The 23,353-nt window shown below is 62.0% G+C and carries 23 protein-coding genes; 11 read left to right on the top strand and 12 right to left on the bottom strand.

The genetic code is table 11. From position 1 onward, the window contains the following. The first annotated feature begins 157 nt into the window (after positions 1–157). Genes dapE through DBR46_RS09965 form a run of 3 tightly spaced genes read left to right on the top strand, consistent with a single transcriptional unit; the run spans position 158 to position 2,544 of the window. A complete protein-coding gene (gene dapE, locus DBR46_RS09955) occupies positions 158–1,309 on the top strand; it encodes a succinyl-diaminopimelate desuccinylase (RefSeq protein ID WP_124526042.1) in 1,152 nt (383 codons plus the stop codon). After that, positions 1,309–2,118, top strand: a complete 810-nt coding sequence (locus DBR46_RS09960; RefSeq protein ID WP_124526043.1) for a putative RNA methyltransferase — start codon at positions 1,309–1,311, stop codon at positions 2,116–2,118. The genes dapE and DBR46_RS09960 overlap by 1 nt, the downstream gene beginning before the upstream one ends. Before the next feature lie 48 nt (positions 2,119–2,166). Continuing rightward, complete coding sequence (locus DBR46_RS09965; RefSeq protein ID WP_124526044.1) at positions 2,167–2,544, top strand: hypothetical protein; 378 nt, start codon at positions 2,167–2,169, stop codon at positions 2,542–2,544. A gap of 132 nt (positions 2,545–2,676) precedes the next feature. Here the strand turns inward: DBR46_RS09965 and DBR46_RS09975 are convergent, their stop codons facing one another. Further along, positions 2,677–2,886, bottom strand: a complete 210-nt coding sequence (locus tag DBR46_RS09975) for a cold-shock protein (protein ID WP_017738302.1) — start codon at positions 2,884–2,886, stop codon at positions 2,677–2,679. A gap of 181 nt (positions 2,887–3,067) precedes the next feature. Between DBR46_RS09975 and plsB the strand changes: the two genes are divergently transcribed. The 3 genes from plsB to DBR46_RS09990 are packed head-to-tail and all read left to right on the top strand — an operon-like array spanning position 3,068 to position 6,752. Further along, positions 3,068–5,587 (top strand): glycerol-3-phosphate 1-O-acyltransferase PlsB, encoded by a 2,520-nt coding sequence (gene plsB, locus DBR46_RS09980; RefSeq protein WP_124526045.1) that lies wholly within the window; start codon positions 3,068–3,070, stop codon positions 5,585–5,587. 51 nt (positions 5,588–5,638) lie between these two features. Then, positions 5,639–6,040 (top strand): YbaY family lipoprotein, encoded by a 402-nt coding sequence (locus tag DBR46_RS09985; protein ID WP_124526046.1) that lies wholly within the window; start codon positions 5,639–5,641, stop codon positions 6,038–6,040. Between the two features lie 22 nt (positions 6,041–6,062). After that, positions 6,063–6,752 (top strand): DUF4197 domain-containing protein, encoded by a 690-nt coding sequence (locus DBR46_RS09990; RefSeq protein WP_017738305.1) that lies wholly within the window; start codon positions 6,063–6,065, stop codon positions 6,750–6,752. A 36-nt stretch (positions 6,753–6,788) separates the two neighbouring features. Here the strand turns inward: DBR46_RS09990 and DBR46_RS09995 are convergent, their stop codons facing one another. Genes DBR46_RS09995 through DBR46_RS10005 form a run of 3 tightly spaced genes read right to left on the bottom strand, consistent with a single transcriptional unit; the run spans position 6,789 to position 11,557 of the window. Further along, positions 6,789–7,382, bottom strand: a complete 594-nt coding sequence (locus tag DBR46_RS09995) for a LysE family translocator (RefSeq protein ID WP_124526047.1) — start codon at positions 7,380–7,382, stop codon at positions 6,789–6,791. A gap of 2 nt (positions 7,383–7,384) precedes the next feature. Continuing rightward, positions 7,385–10,450 carry an efflux RND transporter permease subunit gene (locus DBR46_RS10000; protein ID WP_124526048.1) on the bottom strand — a complete coding sequence of 1,022 codons (3,066 nt, stop codon included), beginning with the start codon at positions 10,448–10,450 and terminating at the stop codon, positions 7,385–7,387. 6 nt (positions 10,451–10,456) lie between these two features. Next, positions 10,457–11,557: an efflux RND transporter periplasmic adaptor subunit gene (locus DBR46_RS10005; RefSeq protein WP_017738310.1), complete on the bottom strand. Its 1,101-nt coding sequence runs from the start codon at positions 11,555–11,557 to the stop codon at positions 10,457–10,459. Between the two features lie 93 nt (positions 11,558–11,650). Here DBR46_RS10005 and DBR46_RS10010 point away from each other — a divergent pair, with 93 nt between their 5' ends. Further along, a complete protein-coding gene (locus DBR46_RS10010; RefSeq protein ID WP_124526049.1) occupies positions 11,651–12,286 on the top strand; it encodes a TetR/AcrR family transcriptional regulator in 636 nt (211 codons plus the stop codon). A 132-nt stretch (positions 12,287–12,418) separates the two neighbouring features. Here the strand turns inward: DBR46_RS10010 and DBR46_RS10015 are convergent, their stop codons facing one another. Further along, positions 12,419–13,201 (bottom strand): class I SAM-dependent methyltransferase, encoded by a 783-nt coding sequence (locus DBR46_RS10015; protein ID WP_124526050.1) that lies wholly within the window; start codon positions 13,199–13,201, stop codon positions 12,419–12,421. Positions 13,202–13,297: 96 nt separating this feature from the next. On the opposite strand from DBR46_RS10015, the gene DBR46_RS10020 reads away from it, so the two are divergent. Then, positions 13,298–13,918: an energy transducer TonB gene (locus DBR46_RS10020; protein WP_124526051.1), complete on the top strand. Its 621-nt coding sequence runs from the start codon at positions 13,298–13,300 to the stop codon at positions 13,916–13,918. A 1-nt stretch (position 13,919) separates the two neighbouring features. On the opposite strand, the gene DBR46_RS10025 is transcribed toward DBR46_RS10020, so the two are convergent. From DBR46_RS10025 to ppc, 6 genes are all read right to left on the bottom strand, one after another. Further along, positions 13,920–14,747, bottom strand: coding sequence for an oxaloacetate decarboxylase (locus DBR46_RS10025; RefSeq protein WP_124526052.1), 828 nt, complete (start codon positions 14,745–14,747; stop codon positions 13,920–13,922). Between the two features lie 27 nt (positions 14,748–14,774). Then, positions 14,775–15,635, bottom strand: coding sequence for a DUF72 domain-containing protein (locus tag DBR46_RS10030; RefSeq protein WP_124526053.1), 861 nt, complete (start codon positions 15,633–15,635; stop codon positions 14,775–14,777). Further along, the gene (locus DBR46_RS10035; RefSeq protein ID WP_017738316.1) at positions 15,635–15,925 is read right to left on the bottom strand and encodes a hypothetical protein; all 291 of its coding nucleotides are present in this window, start codon (positions 15,923–15,925) and stop codon (positions 15,635–15,637) included. Before DBR46_RS10035 ends, DBR46_RS10030 begins: the two co-directional genes overlap by 1 nt. Before the next feature lie 257 nt (positions 15,926–16,182). Next, positions 16,183–16,866 carry a tRNA (adenosine(37)-N6)-threonylcarbamoyltransferase complex dimerization subunit type 1 TsaB gene (gene tsaB / locus DBR46_RS10040; protein WP_124526054.1) on the bottom strand — a complete coding sequence of 228 codons (684 nt, stop codon included), beginning with the start codon at positions 16,864–16,866 and terminating at the stop codon, positions 16,183–16,185. A 90-nt stretch (positions 16,867–16,956) separates the two neighbouring features. Further along, positions 16,957–17,604, bottom strand: coding sequence for an adenylate kinase (gene adk, locus DBR46_RS10045; RefSeq protein ID WP_017738318.1), 648 nt, complete (start codon positions 17,602–17,604; stop codon positions 16,957–16,959). Between the two features lie 279 nt (positions 17,605–17,883). Further along, on the bottom strand, positions 17,884–20,511 hold the full coding sequence (gene ppc / locus DBR46_RS10050; protein ID WP_124526055.1) for a phosphoenolpyruvate carboxylase: 2,628 nt from the start codon (positions 20,509–20,511) through the stop codon (positions 17,884–17,886). A 183-nt stretch (positions 20,512–20,694) separates the two neighbouring features. Between ppc and DBR46_RS10055 the strand changes: the two genes are divergently transcribed. From DBR46_RS10055 to DBR46_RS10065, 3 genes are all read left to right on the top strand, one after another. Beyond that, positions 20,695–21,039: a pilin assembly protein gene (locus DBR46_RS10055; protein ID WP_124526056.1), complete on the top strand. Its 345-nt coding sequence runs from the start codon at positions 20,695–20,697 to the stop codon at positions 21,037–21,039. A gap of 287 nt (positions 21,040–21,326) precedes the next feature. Then, positions 21,327–21,737 carry a DUF4398 domain-containing protein gene (locus DBR46_RS10060; protein WP_177325349.1) on the top strand — a complete coding sequence of 137 codons (411 nt, stop codon included), beginning with the start codon at positions 21,327–21,329 and terminating at the stop codon, positions 21,735–21,737. Between the two features lie 56 nt (positions 21,738–21,793). Next, positions 21,794–22,579, top strand: coding sequence for an OmpA family protein (locus tag DBR46_RS10065; protein WP_124526057.1), 786 nt, complete (start codon positions 21,794–21,796; stop codon positions 22,577–22,579). A gap of 378 nt (positions 22,580–22,957) precedes the next feature. On the opposite strand, the gene DBR46_RS10070 is transcribed toward DBR46_RS10065, so the two are convergent. Continuing rightward, entirely contained in the window at positions 22,958–23,329 is a 372-nt protein-coding gene (locus tag DBR46_RS10070; protein ID WP_124526058.1) for a hypothetical protein, read from the bottom strand. Between the last annotated feature and the right edge of the window lie 24 nt (positions 23,330–23,353).

The following is a 23,353-nucleotide window of genomic DNA, read 5'->3' on the forward strand; positions in this document are numbered from 1 at the left end:
TGAAGCAGGTCTATGTGGGAGCGGGCTTGCTCGCGAATGCGGTGTGTCAGCCACACATTCATTGACGGATGCACCGCATTCGCGAGCAAGCCCGCTCCCACATTGGATCTGCGCCACTTTACGTCCTGCGCCCATTACCGCTTCCCGGAGTTTTCCCATGACGGCCCATGCCGACCTTTCGCCGACCCTTCAACTTGCCATCGACCTGATCCGTCGCCCCTCGGTGACGCCGATCGACGCCGATTGCCAGAAGCTGATGATGCAGCGCCTGGGCGACGCCGGTTTTGCGCTTGAGCCGATGCGCATCGAAGACGTGGACAACTTCTGGGCCACCCACGGCAAGCACGAAGGCCCGGTGCTGTGCTTCGCCGGTCACACCGACGTGGTCCCCACCGGCCCGGTGCAGGCCTGGCAGAACGATCCGTTCGACGCGTTGATCGACGACAACGGCATGCTTTGCGGGCGTGGCGCGGCAGACATGAAAGGCAGCCTGGCAGCCATGCTGGTGGCGTCCGAGCGTTTCGTCACCGACTACCCGGACCACAAGGGCTCGGTGGCCTTCCTGATCACCAGCGATGAAGAAGGCCCGGCGCACCACGGCACCAAGGCCGTGATCGAACGCCTGGCCGCGCGCAAGGAGCGCCTGGACTGGTGCATCGTCGGTGAACCATCGAGCACCACGCTGGTGGGTGATGTGGTCAAGAACGGCCGTCGCGGCTCCCTCGGCGCTACCCTGACCGTACGCGGCGTGCAAGGCCACGTGGCCTACCCGCACCTGGCGAAGAACCCGATCCACCTGGCCGCACCGGCCCTGGCCGAACTGGCCGCCGAACATTGGGACGACGGCAACACCTTTTTCCCGCCGACCAGCTTCCAGATCTCCAACCTGAACTCCGGCACCGGCGCCACCAACGTGATTCCCGGTGACCTGACGGCGGTGTTCAACTTCCGCTTCTCCACCGAGTCCACCGTCGAAGGCCTGCAACAGCGTGTGGCGGCGATCCTCGACAAGCACGGCCTTGACTGGCATGTGGAATGGGCGCTGTCGGGCCTGCCGTTCCTCACCGAACCGGGCGCGTTGCTGGATGCGGTCTCGGCCAGCATCAAGGCGATCACCGGGCGTGAGACCAAGGCGTCCACCAGCGGCGGCACCTCGGATGGGCGTTTCATCGCCACCCTCGGCACCCAGGTGGTTGAACTGGGTCCGGTCAACGCGACGATCCACCAGGTCAACGAGCGCATTCTGGCCAGTGACCTCGACGTGCTGACCGAAATCTACTACCAGACCCTGATCAAGTTGCTCGCCTGATGCTCGCTTGCCCCATTTGCAGCGCCCCGCTCAACGCGGTGGACAATGGTGTCGCGTGCCCCGCCGGGCACCGTTTCGACCGCGCGCGCCAGGGTTATCTGAACCTGTTGCCGGTGCAGCACAAGAACAGCCGCGACCCGGGCGACAACCTCGCCATGGTCGAGGCACGCCGCGACTTCCTCAACGCCGGGCACTACGCCCCGGTGGCCAAGCGCCTGGCCGAACTAGCCGCTGAACGTGCCCCGGCGCGCTGGGTGGACATCGGTTGTGGCGAGGGTTACTACACCGCGCAAATCGCCGACGCCCTGCCCCGGGCGGACGGCTACGCGCTGGACATCTCCAGGGAAGCGGTCAAGCGTGCGTGCAAGCGCAATCCGGCGCTGACCTGGTTGATCGCCAGCATGGCCCGCGTGCCATTGGCCTCAGGCAGTTGCCAGTTCCTGGCCAGCGTTTTCAGCCCGTTGGACTGGGAAGAGGCCAAGCGCCTGCTCAGCCCTGGTGGCGGCCTGATGAAAGTAGGCCCGACCAGCGGCCACCTGATGGAACTGCGCGAACGCCTGTACGACGAAGTACGCGAGTACACCGACGACAAGCACCTGGCCCTGGTGCCGGACGGCATGAGCCTGGCCCACAGTGAAACCCTGGCGTTCACCCTGAGCCTGGCCGAGCCCAAAGACCGCGCCAACCTGCTGGCCATGACCCCCCACGGCTGGCGCGCCAGCGCCGAGCGGCGCAGCGAAGTGATCGAGGCGGCCGAGCCGCTGTCTGTCACCGTGTCGATGCGCTACGACTATTTCGTGCTTCAATAACCGACTTTTCCGCGAATGGATTTTCGAATCCCGCAACGAGGAACATCCATGCGCCAACCCGATATCGAGATTTACCTGAAGGACGCCGACGTCGACTACAAAGCCGTCGCCGCTTGGCTGGGCGCCGCCCTGGGCCCGTGCACCGACTGGGTCCAGAAAGGCCAGACCTACAAGTGCAAGGCCGGCAACGTGCCCGTCACCTGGCTGCCCAAGGCTGTAGGCAAATGGAACAGCCTGTACCTGGAAAGCGACCAGACCCCGTGGGACGACGACATCGCCTGCGCCCGCGCCGCGTTTGCTGCGCTGAACGTCGAAGTGCGTTGCGCGCCGGGGACGTGGGTTGAGGAAGAAGGTGAGGAAAGCGCGGATCGCTGGATGCGCATCAGCGCGGATGGCGAAGAAGAAATCACCTGGAAAACTGCATAAACCCTGAGTTGTGAACCCAATCAACTGTGGGAGCGGGCTTGCTCGCGAAGGCGGTGGTTCAGTCAACATCTATTGTGACTGACGCACCGCCTTCGCGAGCAAGCCCGCTCCCACATGGGTTCAGCGGTGATCTTAGAGACCCACCACATCCTCCGCCTGCAACCCCTTCTCGCCGGTCACCACGGCGTATTCCACCTGCTGGCCTTCGGCCAACGAGCGGTGGCCATCACCGCGAATGGCGCGGTAGTGCACAAACACATCCTTGCCATCATCACGCTGAATAAACCCATAACCCTTTGCATCGTTGAACCACTTCACATTGCCGGTTTCGCGCGTTGCCATCTGTTTAACTCCCACATGCTTTTTATTGTTGAGTCGCTCGCATTGAACTGCCGAGTATAAGACAGGCTCCAAAACGATCAACTCAAGTTTACATCGCTGCTTTTTTGCCGATTTTCGGCGAATACGGCACACTACCCGCCCGAGCGCCTGCTCGGTTTTTCCCACTTGAAGCAGCACGCCTATGACCCGCTCCCCGTTCCGCCGTCTGGTGTTTGGCACCTTGCGCCGACTGTTGTACCTCTGGGTTCGCTCGGAGACGATCAACCAGTCGTCCCTTACCCTCAACCTGGACCGCAGCCGGCCGGTGTTCTACGTCCTGCAATCGCCCTCCCTCACCGAATTGGCCGTGGTCGATGCCGAGTGCACCAAGGCCGGCCTGCCGCGCCCGGTACTGCCGGTCGCGGTGGGACCGCTGATGGAGCCTGCGGCGTTCTTCTACCTCACGCCCGAGCCGGACTGGCTCGGCCGCCAGGACAAGCGCGGCGCGCCACCCACCCTGACCCGCCTGGTCAACACCCTCACCGAGCACGTCGAAGAGAATGCACAAATCATTCCGGTCAGCGTGTTCTGGGGGCAGTCGCCCGAGAGCGAGTCCAGCCCATGGAAGCTGCTGTTCGCCGACAGCTGGGCGGTCACTGGGCGCCTGCGGCGCTTGCTGAGCATCCTGATCCTCGGTCGCAAGACCCGTGTGCAATTCTCCGCGCCTATCAACCTGCGTGAATTGATCGAGCACAATAAAGGTCACGAACGCACGGTGCGCATGGCCCAACGGATCCTGCGGGTGCACTTTCGCAACCTGAAGACCGCCGTGATCGGCCCCGACCTGTCCCACCGGCGCAACCTGGTCAAAGGCCTGGTCAACATGCCGCTGGTACGCCAGGCCATCCTGGATGAGGCCGAACGGGAAAAAATCAGCCCGGAAAAAGCCAAGGCCCAGGCCCTGCGCTACGGCAATGAGATCGCCTCGGACTACACCTACACCGCGATTCGCTTCCTCGAAGTGGTGTTGAGCTGGTTCTGGAACAAGATCTACGACGGCATCAAGGTCAATAACATCGAAGGCGTGCAAAAGGTTGCCCAGGGCTACGAGGTGATCTACGTGCCGTGCCACCGCAGCCATATCGACTACCTGCTGCTCTCCTACCTGCTGTTCAAGAACGGCCTGACCCCGCCGCACATCGCCGCCGGCATCAACCTGAACATGCCGGTGATCGGCAGCCTGCTGCGCCGCGGCGGTGCGTTTTTCATGCGCCGCACGTTCAAGGGCAACCCGCTGTACACCTCGGTGTTCAACGAATACCTGCACACCCTGTTCACCAAAGGCTTCCCGGTGGAGTACTTCGTCGAAGGCGGGCGCTCGCGTACCGGGCGCATGCTGCAACCGAAGACGGGCATGCTGGCAATCACCCTGCGCAGCTTCCTGCGCTCTTCGCGCATGCCCATCGTGTTCGTACCGGTGTACATCGGCTACGAGCGCGTGCTCGAAGGCCGTACCTACCTCGGCGAACTGCGCGGCGCGAGCAAGAAGAAAGAATCGATCTTCGATATTTTCAAAGTGGTCGGCGCGCTCAAGCAGCGTTTTGGCCAAGTTGCGGTCAACTTCGGCGAGCCGATCAAACTGGCCGAGTTCCTCGACAGTGAACAACCGGACTGGCGCAGCCAGGAGCTGGGCCCGAACTACAAGCCGGCCTGGCTCAACGAAACCACGAACCGCCTTGGTGAACAGGTGGCTCGCCACTTGAACGAAGCCGCCGCGGTGAACCCGGTGAACCTGGTGGCCCTGGCGCTACTGTCCACCACCCGCCTGGCCTTGGATGAACAGGCCATGGCGCGCCAATTGGACCTGTACCTGGCGCTGTTGCGCCGCGTGCCCTACTCGCCCCACACCACCTTGCCCGAAGGTGATGGCCTGGCGCTGATAAAACACGTCAAGGACATGGACCTGCTGTCGGAACAGAGCGACGCCCTCGGCAAGATTCTGTACCTGGACGAGCAAAACGCTGTCCTGATGACCTACTACCGCAACAACGTATTGCACATCTTCGCGTTGCCGGCGTTGCTGGCGAGTTTCTTCCAGAGCAGCTCGCGCATGAGCCGCGAACAGATCCTGCGCTACACCCACGCGCTGTACCCGTACCTGCAATCGGAGCTGTTTATCCGCTGGTCGTTGGAGGAGCTGGACACCGTGGTCGATCAATGGCTGGACGCCTTTGTCGAACAGGGCCTGCTGCGCTTCGAGAACAACGTGTTCCTGCGCCCGGCGCCCAGCTCGCGGCACTTTGTGTTGCTGACGCTGCTGTCCAAGAGCATCGCCCAGACCCTGCAACGCTTCTACATGGCGATCTCGCTGCTGCTCAACAGCGGCCAGAACAGCATCAGCGCCGAGGAACTGGAAGATCTGTGCACAGTGATGGCCCAGCGCCTGTCGATCCTGCACGGCCTCAACGCCCCGGAGTTCTTCGACAAGAGCCTTTTCCGACATTTTATCCAGACGTTGCTGGAGCAAGATGTGCTGCGCCGCGATGAAGCCGGTAAGTTGAGCTACCACGACCTGCTCGGCGAACTGGCCGAAGGCGCCGCCAAGCGCGTGTTGCCGGCGGAGATTCGCCTGTCGATCCGCCAAGTCGCGCTGCACCGCGTCGATGGTGCGGCGGAAGCGCCGGTCGAGCCTGACGCGCCCATTTCCGAAGAAGTCCGCTAGATTGAATAAGGCGCCGGGCTGTTTCCGGCGCCGCTGACAAGGAGCTGCACCATGAAAAAGATCATCCTCCTGGGCCTCACCGCCCTGCTCGGAGCCTGCCAAACCATGACGCCCGCACCCAAGGCCAGCCTCGATGGCGAAGTGTTCTACCTGCAACGCATCGCCCTGCCGCCAACCGCCACCTTGAGCGTCAGCCTGCAAGACGTGTCCCTGGCCGACGCACCGGCGGTGACCCTCGCCGAACAGAAAGGCCCGGTCAAAGGCCAGGTGCCGCTGCCGTTTCACCTGAGCTACGACCCGGCCCAGGTCAAGCCTGGCCACAGCTACTCGGTCAGCGCTCGCATCGAAGTGGACGGCAAGCTAATGTTTATCACCACCGAACGGCACTCTGTGCAGCTCAACGGCCAGGATCCACAACCGCTGCGCCTGCGCGTCGATGCTGTGGCCCACTGAACTCGATCAAAAGGAAGCGCCCATGCTCCGTAACTCCCTTCGCTTTACTGCCCTGTGTGCCGGCCTGCTGCTGGGGGCCAACGCCATGGCGCTGGACCTCTCCAGCCTGTCCCAGGGCGACGCTTCCGGCGGCCTCAAGGACGCACTGACCCAAGGCGCGCAGATCGCCGTGAAACAACTGGGGGTGCCGGGTGGTTTCAGCAACAACCCGGAGGTGAAGATCGGCCTGCCAGGCAAGTTGGGCAAAGTGGCTGACAAGCTGAAAATGTTCGGCATGGGCGACCAGGTCACACAACTGGAAACCAGCATGAACAAAGCCGCTGAATCCGCCGTGACCCAGGCCCAGCCGATCCTGGTCAATGCCGTGAAAAACATGAGCGTGACCGACGCCAAGGGCATCCTCAGCGGCGGCCAGGACTCGGCCACCCAGTACCTGAACAAAAGCAGCCGTGAACAGATCCGCGCCAAGTTCCTGCCGATCGTGAAAGCGGCGACCGACAAGGTCGGCGTGGCCCAGCAATACAACGCCCTGGCTGGCAAGGCCGCAGCCTTTGGCGCCGTGGATGCCAAGAGCGCCAACGTCGAGAACTACGTGACCGAACAGGCGCTGGATGGTTTGTTCAAGATGATTGCGCAGCAGGAAGAGACCATTCGCAAGAACCCGGCGGCGGCAGCCACCAGTTTGGCGAAGAAGGTGTTTGGCGCGCTGTAAGCGTTGAACGGATCGCTCCCTGCAACGGGGAGCGATCTAATGCAAGACCGACTCAGCCAACCGCCCCACCATCAACGTGGCAAAGCAGCCAATGGCAATCGACGTCGCACGGTTGATCTTCAACGGCGTCAGCCAGGCCTTCTGAATCCCTTCGAAACGACTGCCCAGCACGATCCAGGCAGACCCTACCGGTATCACCACCAGCGCCAACGTGGCCATAAAGCCGGCATAACCTGGCAACGTGGCAAAGGCGCCGACCGGCGCGATGAACGACACGATCAACAGGCCCTTGGGGTTCATGACCGTCAGCCAGAAGAAATACGGCCCGGAGAAACGGTCACCGCCTGCATCGACGGTGCTGTTCTTGCGCTGCCAGAGCTTGTACGAGACATACAGCAGGTAACAGGCCGCCGCCAGTTGCGTCGCCTTCAGCGCCCACGGCGAGAACGCCGCCAGATACAGCAGCGCCACACCCCACAGCGAGACTTGCAGCAGGTAGGCCAGGCACTCGATAAACGCGAGCGTCCAGGAGGCGCGATAGCCGAACAACACACCTGCGCGAAACAGCAGGGTGTTGGTCGGGCCAGGGGCAAGCAATAACAACATCAGGGCTGAAACGGTGGCCAACATGATTACGCGACGTCCTTCCTCACTCGGAACCACGCAGCATACAGGGCCGGCAGGAACAATAGGGTCAACGCCGTCGCCACAATCAACCCACCCATGATCGCCACGGCCATCGGCCCAAAGAACACGCTGCGCGACAGCGGAATCATTGCCAGCACGGCAGCGAGAGCCGTGAGCACAATCGGACGGAAACGTCGGACGGTGGCTTCGATAATCGCCTGCCACGGCGCCAGGCCCGCCTTGATGTCCTGTTCGATCTGGTCCACCAGGATCACCGAGTTGCGCATGATCATCCCCGACAAGGCGATGGTGCCGAGCATGGCCACAAAGCCGAAGGGTTGGCGGAACACCAACAGGAACAGCGTCACGCCGATCAGGCCCAGCGGTGCCGTCAGAAACACCATCGCCGTGCGTGAGAAGCTGCGCAGTTGCAGCATCAGCAATGTCAGCACCACCACGATGAACAACGGCACCCCAGCCTTGACCGAGTTCTGGCCGCGCGCGGAGTCTTCGACCGTGCCGCCGACGTCCAGCAAGTAACCATCCGGCAGTTCGGCACGTACCCCTTCCAGGGTCGGCAGGATTTGCTGGACCAGGGTAGCCGGTTGTTCCTTGCCGTAGATATCGGCGCGAACGGTCACCGTTGGCAGGCGGTTGCGGTGCCAGATGATGCCTTCTTCGAAGCCGTACTCCAGGGTGGCGATCTGCGACAACGCCACGCTTTTGCCGTTGTCGGTAGGCACCGCCAGGCTTGGCAGCAACGACAGCTCGGTGCGCTCATGCACGGTGCCGCGCAGGAGGATTTCGATCAACTCGTTGTCCTCCCGGTATTGGCTGACGCTGGAACCGGTGAGCGAGCTTTGCAGGAATTTCGACAGGTTGGCGGTGCTCACGCCGAGGGCGCGCGCACGGTCCTGGTCGATATTGAGGTAGACGATCTTGCTCGGCTCTTCCCAGTCCAGGTGCACGTTGACCACGTGGGTATTTTCGCGAACCTTGGCCGCCACTTTCCTCGCCAGGGCGCGGACTTCTTCGATGTGTTCGCCAGTCACACGGAACTGCACCGGGTAACCCACGGGCGGGCCGTTCTCCAGGCGCGTGACCCGCGAGCGCAGCTCTGGGAACTGTTCGTTGAGGGTTTCGATCAGCCACGTGCGCAGGCTTTCGCGCTCTTCGATGGTTTTGGCCAACACCACGAACTGCGCAAAACTCGCAGCGGGTAATTGTTGGTCCAACGGCAGGTAGAAGCGCGGCGAACCGGTGCCGACATAGGCCACGTAGTTGTCGATGCCGGCGTGTTCCTTGAGCAGCGCTTCCAGGCGTTTGACCTGATCGGCGGTGTTGCTCAGGGACGTGCCTTCGGCCAGTTTCAGGTCGACCATCAGCTCCAGGCGACCGGAGGCTGGGAAAAACTGTTGCGGCACAAAACGAAACAGCGCCACCGAGCCGATAAACAGCAGCAAGGTCAGGACAATCACAGTTTTGCGCCGACGCACGCACCATTCCACCAAACGCCTTACACGCTGGTAGAAGGGTGTGCCGTAGGGATCTGGCCCGTCAGTACCGTGCTTGGCCGCGTGAATCTTCGCCAGGTCCGGCAGGAGCTTTTCCCCCAGGTACGGCACGAACACCACCGCGGCGACCCAGGAGGCCAGCAAGGCAATGGTGACGACCTGGAAGATCGAGCGGGTGTATTCGCCGGTGCTCGATTGCGCGGTGGCAATCGGCAGGAAGCCGGCGGCGGTGATCAGCGTGCCGGTGAGCATCGGGAACGCGGTGCTGGTCCAGGCGAAACTCGCGGCCTTGAGCCGGTCGTAGCCCTGTTCCATTTTGATCGCCATCATTTCCACAGCGATGATTGCGTCGTCCACCAACAGGCCCAGGGCCAGTACCAGCGCGCCCAGGGAGATCTTGTGCAAGCCGATGCCAAGGTAATACATGCTGGCAAAGGTCATTGCCAACACCAGCGGAATCGCCAGGGCCACCACCATGCCGGTGCGCACGCCGAGGGAGAAAAAGCTCACCAGCAACACGATGGCCAAGGCTTCGGCCAGTACCTGGACGAATTCGCCGACACTGGTTTTCACCGCTGCCGGTTGGTCCGACACCTTGCGCAGTTCCATACCTGCCGGAAGATTCTTCTGCAAACGTGCGAACTCACCTTCCAGGGCCTTGCCCAGTACCAGGATGTCGCCACCGTCGCGCATGGCCACGGCCAGGCCGATGGCGTCCGCGCCCATGTAGCGCATGCGCGGTGCCGGTGGGTCGTTGAAGCCACGGTGGATATCCGCCACGTCGCCGATGCGGAAGGTGCGGTCACCGGCGCGGATCGGGAAGTTGCGGATCTCATCCACCGTCTTGAAGTTGCCCGACACCCGCAGCTGCACGCGCTCGGTCGGGGTTTCGAAGAAGCCGGCGGTGGAGACTGCGTTCTGTTCCTGCAAGGCCTGCTGTACGGCGGCCAACGGCAAGCCGAGGGTGGCCAGCTTGAGGTTGGACAGTTCGATCCAGATCTTCTCGTCCTGTAGGCCAAGTAGTTCGACCTTGCCGACATCCGGCACCCGTTGCAGTTGAATCTGGATGCGGTCGGCGTAGTCCTTGAGCACGGCGTAGTCAAAACCGTCGCCGGTCAGGGCGTAGATATTGCCAAAGGTGGTGCCGAATTCATCGTTGAAAAACGGCCCCTGGATATCCGGTGGCAAGGTCTGGCGGATGTCGCTGATCTTCTTGCGCACCTGGTACCACAACTCGGGAATCTGCGCCGAGTGCATGGAGTCGCGGGCCATGAAGGTGACCTGGGATTCGCCGGGGCGCGAGAAGGACACGATGCGCTCGTACTCGCCGGTCTCCATCAGCTTTTTCTCGATGCGCTCGGTGACCTGGCGCGAGACTTCCTGGGCCGTGGCGCCTGGCCAGTTGGTCTTGATCACCATGGCCTTGAAGGTGAACGGCGGGTCTTCGCTTTGTCCCAGCTTGGTGTAGGACAGGGTGCCGACCACCGCCAGCAGGATCATCAGGAACAGTACGATCTGGCGATTACGCAACGCCCATTCGGAAAGATTGAAACCCATCGGGGACTACTCCTTGGCCGCCAGATTCACCACCCGGTTGGAACGATCCACCGGGCGCACTTGCTGGCCCTCATGGAGCACATGCACACCCGCCGCGATCACCCAGTCCGTGGGGCTCAAGCCTTCCAGCACGGGCACACTTTTCTCGCCGAAGGCACCGATGCGCACCGGCGTGCGTTTAAGAGTGTTGTCCGCCTGTACTCGCCAGACGTAGGAATCGCCATTTTCTGCACTGAGGGCAGACAGCGGCACCGACAGCGGAATCACGCCGTCTGCCTGTATGAAAACACGAGCGCTTTGCCCCAGTTCAGCGGGGACCTTGCCGCCGGTGAACGCCACGCGTGCAGCAAAAGTGCGTGATTTTGGATCGGCGGCTGGGGACAGTTCACGAATACGCCCGGCGAAACGCTGGTCGGGCTGGCTCCACAACTCGACGGACACCGGCTGGCCGATCTTGAACCGGCCGAAGCCTTGCTCCGGCAGGCTGATCAGCACTTCGCGCTCACCGTCGGTGGCCAGGGTAAACACCGTCTGACCGGCAGACACCACTTGGCCCACTTCCACCGCACGCTTGGCGACGACGCCGTCCTGCGGTGCGCGCAACGTGGCATAACCGGCCTGGTTGCTCGACACGTCGAACTCGGCCTTGATCTGCTTGAGGCGCGCTTCGCCGGATCGGTAGAGGTTTTCCGAATTGTCGTACTGGGAACGGCTGACCATCTGACGGTCCATCAGGGTCTTGTAGCGGTCGCGCTCGGCGCGCACCAGGCTCAGGTTGGCCTCGGCGGCGGCCACTTGGGCACGGGTGGCTTCCAGTTGCAGGCGCACGTCTTGCGGGTCCAGTTCGGCCAGCGGCTGGTTGGCCTTGACCCGCTCGCCCTCCTCCACCAGACGTTTGCTGACTTTGCCGCCAATGCGAAAGGCCAGGTCAGGCTCATAGCGCGCACGCACTTCGCCGGGGTAGCTGTCACTCGCCTGCGCCGAGGGCTGCGGTTGCACCACCATGGCCGGGCGGATAACGGTCTGGGGGGCTTCCTCGTGACCGCAGGCGGCCAGCAGGAAAGCCAAGCTGACAGGCAACGCAAGGGGCAGGAAAGTACTGCGCATGCTGAAGGACCTTTCGCAAATGGAGCTAGGAATAATTATACTGGCCGGTATGTTATTAATACCAAACTCGCCAGTCCAGTATTAAAGGTGAAAATGTCCGACAATCCTGTAAACACCAATAGCCCCGGGCGTCCCAAGGACATGGCAAAACGCCAGGCAATCCTCGAAGCAGCGAAAATCCTGTTTTTGAGCAATGGCTACGCCAGTACCAGCATGGACGCGGTGGCACTGGAAGCCGGCGTTTCGAAGCTGACCGTCTACAGCCACTTCACCGACAAAGAGACCTTGTTCACCGCTGCCGTCGTGGCGACGTGCGAGGAACAACTGCCGGTGATGTACTTCGAGCTGCCCGCAGGCATGCCTGTGGAGACGGTGTTGCTGAACATCGCGCGGGGGTTCCATCGGCTGGTCAACAGCGAGGAATCGGTGAACCTGCATCGCCTGATGATGACCACCGGCAACCAGGACGTGAAACTCTCGCAGATCTTTTTCGAAGCCGGCCCGATGCGCATGTTGCAGGGTATGGAACGCCTGTTGAGCAAGATCGACCAGAGCGGTGCGCTGAGTATCGACAAACCCTTTACGGCGGCCGAGCACTTCTTTTGCCTGCTCAAGGGCACGGCGAATTTCTGCTTGCTGTATGGCTGTGGCGGACAGTTGAGTGAAGAAGCCGCCGAGGCGCATGTGCGGGATGTGGTGGGGTTGTTTATGCGGGCTTATCGGGTCTGAGGCCTTGTGGTGACTGGCCGGACGCTTTCGCGAGCAAGCCCGCTCCCACATTCGACTGCATTCCAAAGCTGGAACTCGGTCAACTGTGGGAGCGGGCTTGCTCGCGAAGAGGCCCTCAAGGCCAATGAAGACTCAGCCCTTGAGCGCCTTCTTCGGATAAATATCATACCGGCTGGACTTGCCATCCAGCGCATGGCTGGGCTTTGGCCCCTCAATGCACGGCGCCTTGCGCGGCCGCTTCACCACCACCCGGTGGCTGGCCAGGGCCAACGCCGCGGCAAGCAAGGCCGGGGCATCCGGGTCATCCCCGACCAAGGGCCGGAACAGGCGCATTTCCTTCTTCACCAGGGCGGTTTTCTCACGGTGCGGGAACATCGGGTCGAGGTAGATCACCTGCGGCGGCTCGCCTTCCCAATTGCGCATCACGTCGATGGAATTACCCTTGAGCAGCTTCATGCGCGCGACGATCGGTGCCACTTCAAAATCATCCGCACCGCGTGCCAGGCCGTCTTCGAGCAAGGCGCCGATCAGCGGCTGGCGCTCGATCAGGCTCATGTCGCAGCCCAGGCTGGCCAACACGAACGCGTCCTTGCCCAGCCCCGCCGTGGCGTCCAGCACCCGTGGGCGCACGCCTTGGGCGATGCCCACGGCCTTGGCAATCATCTGCCCGCTGCCGCCGCCGTATAAACGTCGGTGTGCGGCGCCGCCTTCGACGAAGTCCACGCGCACCGCTCCCGGCGCTTCAGGCCCGAGCTGTTGCAGCTGTAGGCCTTGCTCACCGACCTGCAGGGAAAAATCCGCATCGGCCAGTTGCAAAGGCAGGTCAAGCCGGGCCGCCCACTGTTCGGCCAGGGCCTGGAAACCCTCGGCCAAGGCCTCGACCCGGATGCGGCTGGCCGCTGGTTGTTCGCTCATCAATCGCTACGCTCAAAAATATTAAGGATCGGCAAACAACGGCCGATAAAACCTACAGTCAGGTATTTTGCCAGAGCTGAGCGTCGACCGAGAAAAATGTCAGACATTCTTCCCCAAACCATCGGTGTACTGCCGACCCACAACCACTACGGCCTGCGCAATACCCAAGCGCTGGCCGGGGTGAGTCATGTGTGGCAGGACTTCTTCGCCCGGGCGTTGGCCGAGCAGCTCGGCGCCACGCCGGACGCGCTCGCCGCCCAGGCGCCGGCACCGCTGGACCCGGAAGTTGAACCTCGCGCTGGCGCCGACCTGCTGTCACAGATCCTCACCCAGCGTGAGTGCGACGTGAAAGACACCGAGATCGCCCCGCCTGAGCCGCTGTTCCTGCCGATTGCCGAGTTCGAGACCGAATTGCTGCCACCGGCGGCCACACCGTTCCCGGACGACGAAATCGTCGCCCAACAGCGCCAGCAGAATTTCGACAGCGGCTGGGTCCGCCCCATCGTACTGACGGCCGGCCAACCATTGCCGGAGCCCGGCCCGGCCCCCGAACCGCGCCCCCTGCACCTGCCCATCGCCGAGTTCGAACTGGACCTGCTGCCACCGGCCGCCACGCCGTACCCGGACGAAGAACTGGTGGAGCAACAGAAGGCCTTGGACTTCGACTACTACTGGGCACGCCCGCTGGTCACACAAAACCTGCGCCTGGCTGCCTGACTCAGTCCTTGAAGAAAGCGTTGGCCTGGCTGAACGGCATCTTGCGTTCGGTGAAGGTAAACGTGCCCAACTCATACACCTCCTGCGCCGCCCGATAGAACTCGCCATACGCCGCCAACGCCAGGGCCGAGCCGACACTGATACGCCGCACGCCCATCTCGCTCAATTGCGCGACGCTCAAGTTCAGACCGCCGGACATCAACACATTCACCGGCTTGGGCGCGACGGCCTTGACCACCGCCAGCACTTCCTCGGCACTGCGCAAGGCCGGCGCGTAGAGCACGTCGGCGCCGGCTTCGGCGTAGGCTTGCAGGCGGCGAATGGTGTCGGGCAAATCCAGGCGGCCATGCAGGAGGTTTTCTGCGCGGGCGGTCAGAGTGAAGGGAAATGGCAGACTGCGGGCAGCGGCAACGGCGGCTTCCACGCGCTCCACGGACAGGTCAAAGGGATAGATCGGGTCAACCGCGATGCCCGTGGCATCTTCGATGGAGCCACCGACGATACCGCTGGCCGCCGCGCGCAGGATGGTCTGGGCGCAACCTTCGGGGGTGTCGCTGAAGCCGTTTTCCAGGTCCGCCGCCACCGGCAACGCCGTCGCCCGCACGATGGCGCTGGCATTGCTCAAGGTGTCTTCCAGGGACAATGCGCCTTCCGCATCCGGCCGGCCGAGGCTGAATGCATAGCCGGCACTGGTGGTGGCCAGGGCTTCAAAGCCGAGGCTGGCGAGCATGATCGCGGAGCCGGCATCCCACGGGTTGGGCATCACAAATGCGCGATCACGCTCATGCAAGGCCTTGAAGGTTTCGGCGCGAAGGGTTTGGGCATCCATGTCTGGCTCCTGGCGAAAAAAGGAGCCCTAGAGTAACCCCAGTTGCTCCACAGCAGGCGTTCGATTCAGGGTCGGCAGCGGCGGCAGTCCAGGCAGGCGCGCCATCAACTGCTCATGAAAACGCAGCGCCAGTTGCGCCGCCAGGCGGTTGTCCGAGGTGTGCAGGAACACGTAGGGCGTGCGGCCCTCTTCGATCCAGTCGGCGATCTTTGCAACCCACGGAATCAGGAACGGATCGTTGGCTTCAAGCTCGGGATGGCCGATAAATCGTACTTGGGGGAACAGCGTCAGCGCGGCCGGACGTGGCGGCACCTTGGGTTTTTTCGACTGGGCGTGCAGCACCGCCGCCGAGGTCGACGTGCAGCTGAACAGCGCACGCGGGTCCAGGCAGATGCGCTCAACACCCCGATCACGCAATAGCCGGTTGAGCATGCGCTCGGCGTCGCCCTTGGCGAAGAATTCGGGGTGGCGCACTTCCACCGCCAGCGGGCGCTCCAGGCCATCGATAAATCCCGCCAACTCGGCGAGCCGCTGCGGCGAAAAGGTCGCCGACAATTGCAGCCACATCGGCGACACACGCTCACCCAGCGGGCTCATCAAGCCGACAAAGCTTTCCGCTGCCGGCAACTGCTCGCGCAAGTCGCCGCCATGGCTGATATCACCCGGGAATTTCGCGGTGAAACGAAAATCCTCGGGCATGATCTCGGCCCAGCGCTGCACCGTGGTGGCTGAGGGGCGCGCATAAAACGTGGTGTTGCCCTCAACGGCGTTGAAGACCTGAGAATAAAGGGAGAGGTAATCGCTGGAGCGCGCATCGGCCGGGTACAGGTACTCGCGCCAGGCGTTTTCACTCCAGGACGGGCAACCGATGAAATAAGGCAGGCGCATCAGATGTGGATGTCGAGACCCAGCACTTCCATATCCCATTCGACAAAGCCGGCGGTGGTCAAGTAGCTGGCCAAGGCAGTGGCAACGCTTTTGCTCATGGAGCGGGGGAAGACCATGTCTTGCTGACGGGCGGGAAGACCACTGATACGCGCTTGGGCATTGGCCTGCGCATCGGCTTGGACTTCGATGAAGTCCGGCGAATCCTCGACAGCGTCATCCACCGTCGCATTGGCCTTACGCGGCTTGCGCTTGATTGGGTAGGACTGTGAGGAAAAGCCATCAATACGCATGGGCGCGAACTCGCTATCAGTAATGGCATTTTAGTGGCGCAATCCGTAGCGCGCAAATGCTCTGGTGATAACTAGAACACATAATTTGCAAAAGGTTTAAAAGCTGGGGCAAATTCTGACGATTGGCGCATTTAGCGGCGTGTTTGCGTTTGTGGAGGACCTGTGGCGAGGGAGCTTGCTCCCGCTGGAGTGCGCAGCGCTCCCGCTTTTTTTGGGGCCGCTACGCAGCCCAGCGGGAGCAAGCTCCCTCGCCACATTTACAGACCGCGTTCGGCCTTGGTCTGCGCGACTTTATCGCGCAGGTAAACCGGCGCCGCCTGGTCGGCGGGAATCCCTTCGCCACGCTCGAAAGCGAAGCGGGCCAAGGTCAGCAGGTCTTCGGCGTGGGGCAACATCGCGGCGTCCTGGCCCACCAACTGCACACCGATGCGCTCGCCATAACCCCAGCCGGTGCCAGCACCGAACCAGTCTCCGCTGGCATCCTGCGGCAATACCGACGCCTCTGGCGGCTGCACGGCTTCGACGCCCACCAGGCGCATCTCCCCCGCCGTCTCGCGGTAGCAGCCCCAATAGACCTCATCCATACGTGCATCGATGGCCGCTGCTACTTGATGGGCGCCGTGCTCGCGCAAGGCGCGCTGGGCCAGCACGGCGAGGTTGGACACCGGCAGCACCGGACGCTCCAGGGCAAACGCCAGGCCCTGCACCACGCCAATGGCAATACGCACACCGGTAAACGCGCCTGGGCCACGGCCGAAGGCGATGGCATCGACCGCCGCCAGGGTGGTGCCGGCGTCTTCCAGCAGTTGCTTGATCATCGGCAACAGCTTCTGCGCATGCAGGCGCGGGATCACCTCGTAGTGGCTCGTAACCTTGCCATCGTGCAGCAGGGCAACGGAGCAAGCTTCAGTCGCGGTGTCCAGGGCCAGCAGGGTGCTCATTGGTGTGGGTGTCCAAGTCGAAAAAAAGTGCGCCAGTATAAACAACAACGGCCCGCAAGCGGGCCGTTATAGGTGAAGCAAATCGAGTGATCAGCTCAGTGCTTGCAGCACTTTGGCAGTGATCGCCTCGACCGAGCCAACACCTGGGATGTGGCTGTACTTCGGCTTGCCTTGGGCAGCCGACAGTTTCTGGTAGAAATCCACCAGCGGCTTGGTCTGGGAGTGGTAGACCGACAGGCGATGACGCACGGTTTCTTCGGTGTCGTCTTTGCGCTGCACCAGCTCTTCGCCGGTCACGTCGTCCTTGCCTTCAACCTTTGGCGGGTTGTAGATGGTGTGGTACACGCGGCCCGAGGCTTCGTGAACGCGACGGCCGGCGATACGCTGGACGATTTCTTCGTCTTCAACCGCGATTTCAACCACTGCGTCCAGCTCGACGCCCGCCTTCACCAGGGCTTCAGCCTGGGGAATAGTGCGTGGGAAGCCGTCGAACAGGAAACCGTTCTTGCAGTCTTCCTGGCTGATGCGTTCCTTGACCAGGTTGATGATCAAGTCATCGGACACCAGGCCACCGCTGTCCATCACGCTCTTGGCGATCAGGCCCAGCTCGGTGCCGGCCTTGACCGCTGCACGCAGCATGTCGCCGGTGGAGATTTGTGGAATGCCGAATTTTTCAGTGATGAACTTTGCCTGAGTACCTTTACCGGCCCCGGGAGCTCCCAGCAGAATGACGCGCATTGATGTGCTCCTCAATTTTTTATAGAGATGATGCTCGGATTCGCCGCGTGGGGCCAATCGCGTAAAAATAGGATTCGGGCCGCCCAAACGGCCAAAGGCTGATCAAGATACACAGCGGGCCGTCACCATACAAGCCGCCAAAAGTCGCAGGAACCCGCGCAGGGCATGCGTCATAGGTAGGGTGTGCCCGGGTGCAACCCGCCGCCACAAACGCCGACCGCCCGTTTCCGGGCGGCCGCCGTGGTTTATCTGCAAGCCGTTGAGAACACTTGGAAAACCTCAGCCGGTGTTGCGCAAACCAGCGGCAATACCGGCCACGGACACCAGCAGCGCCTGTTCCAGAGGGCTGTCCTGCGCCGCCTCTTGTTGGCGCGAACGTGCCAGCAACTCGGCCTGCAACAGGTGCAAGGGGTCGAGGTAGGTGTTGCGCAGGCGGATAAACTCCAGGGTGTCAGGGCTGTGGGCCAGCAGTTGCGACTGGCCAGTCAGGCCAAGCACCACACTGCACGCCTGCGACAATAGGTCGCGTAAGTGCGCCCCCAATGGCAACAGGTCTGGCTGCACCAAGCGCTCGTCATACAGCCGGGCGATGTCCGCATCGGCCTTGGCCAGGACCATTTCCAGCATGTCGATGCGGGTGCGGAAGAACGGCCACTGCTCGCGCATCTGCCCCAGCAACTCACCTTCGCCACGCTCCAGCGCCTTGCTCAGCGCGGCTTCCCAGCCGAGCCAGGCGGGCAGCATCAGGCGGGTTTGGGTCCAGCCGAAGATCCACGGGATCGCGCGCAGGCTTTCAATGCCCCCCGCACGGCGCTTGGCCGGGCGACTGCCAAGGGGCAAACGACCGAGCTCCTGCTCCGGGGTGGATTGACGAAAATACTCGACGAATTGCGGATTTTCCCGCACCACGGCGCGGTAAGCGCTGACACCGTCTGCCGCCAATTCGTCCATCAAATGGCGCCAGGCCGGTTCCGGCGGCGGCGGTGGCAGCAAGGTCGCCTCCAGCACTGCGGCGAGGTAGAGATTGAGGTTTTGCTCGGCGATGTCCGGCAGGCCGAACTTGAAGCGGATCATTTCGCCTTGTTCGGTGGTGCGGAAGCGCCCCGCCACCGAGCCTGGCGGCTGCGACAGGATCGCCGCGTGGGCCGGGCCGCCGCCACGCCCCACGGTGCCACCGCGACCGTGGAACAACAGCAGTTCCACCTGCTGCTCGCGGCAGATGTCCACCAAACGCTCCTGTGCGCGGTATTGCGCCCAGGCGGCGGCGGTCGTGCCGGCGTCTTTGGCCGAGTCGGAGTAGCCGATCATCACTTCCTGCGGGCCTTGCAGCCGCGCGCGATAACCCGGCAGCAGCAACAGGCGCTCGATCACCGGGCCGGCGTTATCCAGGTCGGCCAGGGTTTCGAACAGCGGCACCACCCGCATCGGCCGCTGCACGCCCGACTCTTTGAGCAGCAGTTGCACGGCGAGCACGTCTGACGCAGCGCCGGCCATGGAGATGACATACGAACCGAGGGATGCGGCCGGTGCGGCGGCAATTTCCTTACAGGTATTCAAGACTTCGGCAGTGTCCGCCGACGGCTTGAAATAACCCGGCAGCAGCGGCCGACGGTTGCTCAATTCCTTGCTCAGGAAGCTGATGCGCGCGTCTTCGTCCCAGTCTTCATAACGTCCTAGGCCGAGGTAATCGGTGATTTCGGTCATGGCCGCCGAATGCCGACTGGAGTCCTGGCGCACATCCAGGCGTACCAGGAACAAGCCAAAGGTCACGGCGCGGCGCAGGCAATCGAGCAGCGGGCCGTCGGCAATCACACCCATGCCGCATTCGTGCAGCGACTGATAGCACAGCTCCAGCGGGTCGAGCAGGTCACGGTTGTTTTGCAGCACCTCGGCCGATGCCGGGGTCGGCGCGGTCAGCGACGTGTGGGCCCATTGCCGCGTCGCACGCAGACGTTCGCGCAACTGTTTAAGCAACGCGCGATACGGCTCGACGCTGTCGCCGACCTTGGCCTGCAAGGCCGGGCTGGCCTGCTGCATCGACAGCTCAGAGGCCAGGTGGTCGATGTCGCGCAGGTACAGGTCCGCCGCCATCCAGCGTGCCAACAACAGCACTTCGCGGGTCACCGGCGCGGTGACGTTCGGGTTGCCGTCGCGGTCGCCGCCCATCCAGGAAGCGAAGCGAATCGGCGCGGCTTCCAGGGGCAGGCGCAGGCCGGTGGCGGCGTGCAGGGCCTGGTCGGCCTTGCGCAAGTAATTGGGGATGGCGTGCCACAGCGAATGCTCAATCACCGCGAAGCCCCACTTGGCTTCGTCGACAGGTGTGGGGCGCACGCGACGGATTTCTTCGGTATGCCAGGCCTCGGCGATCAGCCGTTGCAGGCGCTCGCGGATCTGCTGGCGCTCGGCCGTGGTGAGGTCGCGGTGATCTTGCAACGCCAGTTGCGCGGCAATCGCATCGTATTTCTGGATCAGCGTGCGGCGCGCCACCTCGGTGGGGTGGGCGGTAAGGACCAGCTCGATCTCCAGCCGCGCCAGTTGGCGGGCCAGGGATTCATTGCTGTGCCCTTCGCTTTGCAGGCGCGCCAGCAGCTCGGGCAGCACGCGGGCTTCGAATGGCGCCGGCTGCGACTCATCGCGCCGGTGGATCAGTTGGTACTGCTCGGCGATATTGGCCAGGTTGAGGAACTGGTTGAAGGCCCGAGCCACCGGCAGCAGTTCGTCTTCCTGCAACTGGTTGAGGCTGGCACTCAGTTCATCGCCGGCGCCACGCCGGTCGGCCTTGGCGCCTTTGCGGATCTGCTCGATCTTGTCGAGAAATCCGTCGCCGTACTGCTCTCGAATGGTATTGCCCAACAGTTCACCCAGCAGGTGAACGTCCTCACGCAAGCGTGCATCGATATCACTCATCAGCCAATCTCCAGCAGGAATCCGGGACGCGCAGGTCTGCCAGAGTGCCGTCAGCATCCATTTCTGACAAGACTTTAAACCTTGTGGGATGCAGCTAGTCTCAACACTGAGTCGCCGCGTTTATCCACGCGCGCGGCTGGTCACTCATCACCGCCTGCTATCGCGGGCTTTATTGAGGTTGCCATGAAAATTCGAGAACTGGCCCAGCATTGGGAAGAGAACGCCAAGGGTCGTTTGACCAAGACCGAGTACGCGATCCATCTGGATATGGAGTCAGCCGCACGGCTGGCGGCCATCGCCGAGATGTACCCCAAGCGCCACCCTGAAGAATTGCTGGGCGAACTGATCGGCGCCGCCCTTGAAGAGCTGGAAGCCAGCTTTCCCTACATCAAGGGCCAGCAGGTGATTGCCACCGATGAAGAGGGTGACCCGCTGTACGAAGACGTCGGCCCTACCCCACGCTTCCTCACGTTGTCGCGCCGCTATCTGCATGATTTGTCAGCGGGTGCCGACGAACCGAAACACTGACACCTTGCGGTAAACCCCTTGTATTCCGGGCCTCTCGCAGGCCCGGCGTACCCCTGCGCAACGCAGAAGTTCCAAGTTTTTTTCGCTGACCGATCAGTCAGATATTTTTTTAGGCAAATCGCCATCTTCTCTGAACTATTCAAAAAAGCCTCCGGTCACAGCCAGTAAGCCATCACTTGGAACGGCCGTTTGAACAGGTGTCACGTGCCTTACCCGCCGGACCCGCAACCGACCTCCCAGGATGGATTTTGAAGTTTTTCAGGAGTTATCCAATGGAGTTGAAGACGATGAAGACCAGCACTGCCAAATCCTCGTTTAACCACCTGCGCGGGCTTAAATTGGCCGCGCTGGCAATCGGCACCAGCTTCGTTCTCGCGGGCTGCGCCGGCAACCCGCCGACCGAGCAATATGCGGTGACCCAGTCTGCCGTTAACAGCGCGGTCAGCGCCGGCGGCACCGAGTACGCCGCCGTGGAAATGAAGTCGGCCCAGGACAAGCTCAAGCAAGCCGAAATTGCCATGCACGACAAGAACTACGACGAAGCCCGTCGCCTGGCCGAACAAGCTGAATGGGACGCTCGCGTTGCAGAGCGCAAAGCCCAGGCCGCCAAGGCTGAGCAGGCTGTGAAGGACTCCCAGAAAGCTGTTCAGGAGCTGCGTCAGGAAGGCATGCGCCCGGCTGTGATCAAACAGCCATAAGCCGCCGCCACCCGATTGCATTGCACCCGATATCGAATTGAAAGGACGACACGACTATGCGTAAACAATTGATGATCCCTGCCCTGCTGGCGATGAGCGTTGCCCTGGCGGCCTGCTCCACCCCGCCGAACGCGAACCTGGAAAACGCACGGACCAACTACTCGGCCCTGCAAACCAACCCGCAAGCCACCAAGCTCGCGGCGCTGGAAACCAAGGACGCCAGTGAATGGCTGGACAAGGCCGACAAAGCCTATCGCGACAAGGAAGACCAGAAGAAGGTCGACCAGTTGGCCTACCTGACCAACCAGCGCGTTGAAGTGGCCAAGGACACCATCGTCCTGCGCGAATCCGAAGCCAAACTGAAAAACGCCGGCGACGACCGTGCCCGCGCCCTGCTGGAAGCCCGTGATGCGCAGATCAAGCAACTGCAAGACAGCTTGAATGCCAAGCAGACTGACCGCGGTACGCTGGTGACCTTTGGTGACGTGCTGTTCGCCACCAACAAGTCTGACCTGAAATCCAGCGGCCTGGTGAATATCACCAAGCTGGCGCAGTTCCTGCGCGATAACCCGGACCGTAAAGTGATCGTCGAAGGCTACACCGACAGCACCGGTTCCGATGCGTACAACCAGAGCCTGTCCGAGCGTCGTGCCGCTTCGGTACAACGTGCACTGGCGCAACAAGGCGTGGATATTTCGCGCATCGTGACCCAGGGTTACGGCAAGGAATACCCGGTTGCCGACAATGGCAGCGTGTCGGGCCGTGCCATGAATCGCCGGGTCGAAGTGACCATTTCCAACGACAACCAGCCGGTCAAGCCACGTTCGTCCATGACGAACTGATAACTTGATGCTGGATAAAAAAACCACCTTACGGTGGTTTTTTTAAGGATTGCCGAACTGGATGGGACGGTGCGTGTCCTCATCTGACATCTTCATATTCTGATCCTGCGCGGTCTGCCGTTCCAGAGCTACATGACACCGGCTCATATTCAGCAGGTTGCGAAATACCTGACTTTCAGAAGTTAAGGGAGGTATAAGAGGTATAGGATTTGTAATTATCGCCACTTTCTCGGCCCTGATCTGTGTAAGTTACACCGCTTTCTGTGGCGTCCTACGCGATATGGTTCCAAATTATCTCGATACATTACTGGCCCTGCATGACCGACTGATCGGTGACAAAACCCCGCCCCTTACTGGCGGGGTTTCCAGAGGGGGCAATCAGACACTGATTGAGCCGGCACTCTGGTAGTCCGGCGTCTGGATTTGGCCGCCGCCCTGTGAACCAGCTTGATTATCTTGTGAACCCTGGCCGTTTTGTGCATCTTGACCGCCCTGTACATTTTGAGCGCCCTGTTTACCTTCAAGTTCTGCAATCTTTCTCTTCAGTTCCTCAATCTCATCCCCGATACTCCCGCCGCCTCCCCCGCTTCCCCCACTTCCTTGGCTGCCCTGGGAGCTCTGGGAGTCTTTTGACGTCAGTTGTTCAAGTCGTTTTTTTAAGTTATCAAGCTCGGAACCTTGCTGCCCCGCCTGGCCGCCGCCAGCACCCAACACATTCCCTGAACCCTGTATACCGTTGATACCCACCATAATTGCTAACTCCAGACTCACCAA

Source organism: Pseudomonas sp. KBW05 (assembly GCF_003852405.1).
In the GTDB taxonomy this organism is placed as follows: Bacteria; Pseudomonadota; Gammaproteobacteria; order Pseudomonadales; family Pseudomonadaceae; genus Aquipseudomonas.

Bases quoted from the DNA above. Each gene is read 5' to 3' on its own strand.
- DBR46_RS10005 (WP_017738310.1), bottom strand. From the start codon at position 11,557: ATGCGCAGTACTTTCCTGCCCCTTGCGTTGCCTGTCAGCTTGGCTTTC.
- DBR46_RS10015 (WP_124526050.1), bottom strand. From the start codon at position 13,201: ATGAGCGAACAACCAGCGGCCAGCCGCATCCGGGTCGAGGCCTTGGCC.
- DBR46_RS10030 (WP_124526053.1), bottom strand. From the start codon at position 15,635: ATGCGCCTGCCTTATTTCATCGGTTGCCCGTCCTGGAGTGAAAACGCC.
- DBR46_RS09960 (WP_124526043.1), top strand. From the start codon at position 1,309: ATGCTCGCTTGCCCCATTTGCAGCGCCCCGCTCAACGCGGTGGACAAT.
- DBR46_RS10055 (WP_124526056.1), top strand. From the start codon at position 20,695: ATGAAAATTCGAGAACTGGCCCAGCATTGGGAAGAGAACGCCAAGGGT.
- DBR46_RS10025 (WP_124526052.1), bottom strand. From the start codon at position 14,747: ATGGATGCCCAAACCCTTCGCGCCGAAACCTTCAAGGCCTTGCATGAG.
- DBR46_RS09985 (WP_124526046.1), top strand. From the start codon at position 5,639: ATGAAAAAGATCATCCTCCTGGGCCTCACCGCCCTGCTCGGAGCCTGC.
- DBR46_RS10065 (WP_124526057.1), top strand. From the start codon at position 21,794: ATGCGTAAACAATTGATGATCCCTGCCCTGCTGGCGATGAGCGTTGCC.
- DBR46_RS10035 (WP_017738316.1), bottom strand. From the start codon at position 15,925: ATGCGTATTGATGGCTTTTCCTCACAGTCCTACCCAATCAAGCGCAAG.
- DBR46_RS10020 (WP_124526051.1), top strand. From the start codon at position 13,298: ATGTCAGACATTCTTCCCCAAACCATCGGTGTACTGCCGACCCACAAC.
- dapE (WP_124526042.1), top strand. From the start codon at position 158: ATGACGGCCCATGCCGACCTTTCGCCGACCCTTCAACTTGCCATCGAC.
- adk (WP_017738318.1), bottom strand. From the start codon at position 17,604: ATGCGCGTCATTCTGCTGGGAGCTCCCGGGGCCGGTAAAGGTACTCAG.
- DBR46_RS10000 (WP_124526048.1), bottom strand. From the start codon at position 10,450: ATGGGTTTCAATCTTTCCGAATGGGCGTTGCGTAATCGCCAGATCGTA.
- tsaB (WP_124526054.1), bottom strand. From the start codon at position 16,866: ATGAGCACCCTGCTGGCCCTGGACACCGCGACTGAAGCTTGCTCCGTT.
- DBR46_RS09995 (WP_124526047.1), bottom strand. From the start codon at position 7,382: ATGTTGGCCACCGTTTCAGCCCTGATGTTGTTATTGCTTGCCCCTGGC.
- DBR46_RS10070 (WP_124526058.1), bottom strand. From the start codon at position 23,329: ATGGTGGGTATCAACGGTATACAGGGTTCAGGGAATGTGTTGGGTGCT.
- DBR46_RS10010 (WP_124526049.1), top strand. From the start codon at position 11,651: ATGTCCGACAATCCTGTAAACACCAATAGCCCCGGGCGTCCCAAGGAC.
- ppc (WP_124526055.1), bottom strand. From the start codon at position 20,511: ATGAGTGATATCGATGCACGCTTGCGTGAGGACGTTCACCTGCTGGGT.
- DBR46_RS09975 (WP_017738302.1), bottom strand. From the start codon at position 2,886: ATGGCAACGCGCGAAACCGGCAATGTGAAGTGGTTCAACGATGCAAAG.
- plsB (WP_124526045.1), top strand. From the start codon at position 3,068: ATGACCCGCTCCCCGTTCCGCCGTCTGGTGTTTGGCACCTTGCGCCGA.
- DBR46_RS10060 (WP_177325349.1), top strand. From the start codon at position 21,327: ATGAAGACCAGCACTGCCAAATCCTCGTTTAACCACCTGCGCGGGCTT.
- DBR46_RS09965 (WP_124526044.1), top strand. From the start codon at position 2,167: ATGCGCCAACCCGATATCGAGATTTACCTGAAGGACGCCGACGTCGAC.
- DBR46_RS09990 (WP_017738305.1), top strand. From the start codon at position 6,063: ATGCTCCGTAACTCCCTTCGCTTTACTGCCCTGTGTGCCGGCCTGCTG.